The 814-nt window shown below is 53.3% G+C and carries 1 protein-coding gene and 1 pseudogene; both read right to left on the bottom strand.

Annotation, left to right across the window (positions count from 1 at the left end):
- On the bottom strand, positions 1-585 hold a 585-nt coding region (locus tag ACLTD4_RS32565; protein ID WP_412331906.1), incomplete at its 3' end, for a glycoside hydrolase family 20 zincin-like fold domain-containing protein.
- Positions 560-814 (bottom strand): annotated as a pseudogene (locus ACLTD4_RS32560) (gfo/Idh/MocA family oxidoreductase); the annotation flags it as partial. The gene ACLTD4_RS32565 and the pseudogene ACLTD4_RS32560, both read right to left, overlap by 26 nt.

The following is an 814-nucleotide window of genomic DNA, read 5'->3' as shown; positions in this document are numbered from 1 at the left end:
GTGTACATCGACATTGTTGATCAGAACCGCATTGATCCCCACCGAGGCCAGCAGCCTTGCATACTGCCGGATAAGCTCCGTATCTCCCCGAAAGGTGTTGTGATCGTAAAAAATGGACTCTCCCGCGTAACCACGCTCGATGGAACCGTCGAAATTATCCCAATGATCGATCATGCGGATGCTCTGATCCGGTACCGACTCATACGGAAATCCAGCCTCATTTTGTGCGGTCAGAAGCCGGTGCAGCCCGTACATGCCGTATAAATATCCCACAGGAGACGCGCTTTCTATCTTATAACCGGCCTCCGTCTCCCCGATCCGGTACCCTTCTGTCCCCAGGGCCGCTTCATCTCCCGGCAAAAAAGCAATCGAGGCATCCGGCGAACCGGATCGTCTGATTTCTTTAAACAGCAGCGGCATTTCCCGCTCTATAGTCTCTGTAACTGCCGTTTTCTTCCCATCATCCAGATAATAAGTAATTATGTTTTTGTTTTGCACCTGTTTTGCCAGCCAGCAGAAGTCTCTCCGTCCGTGCATGATTTCCGTCCTCCACAGCGCCTCATTTCTGATGCGCCTCTTTCTCATAAAAATGCTTTCCATTCGCCATAAATCCTTTTTTCGTATAAAGGGGTGCATCTCCAGACAGCGGAAGCGTAACCGTCTGTCCCGTAAAGCCCGACTGGTATATGGCGGTTATCACCTCCAGCGCCAGGCGGCCGTCCGCGCTGCTCTCCGGCGGCAGTTCTCCGCACTCCAGGAAACGCAGCACCGTATCGATCTGGCCTTTGTGACCGGTATACCGGGGCGGCGGCAG

This window comes from Hungatella sp., from assembly GCF_046966825.1.
Note: the sequence above shows the minus strand (reverse complement) of the source record. Positions and strands in the feature narration are given on the sequence as shown.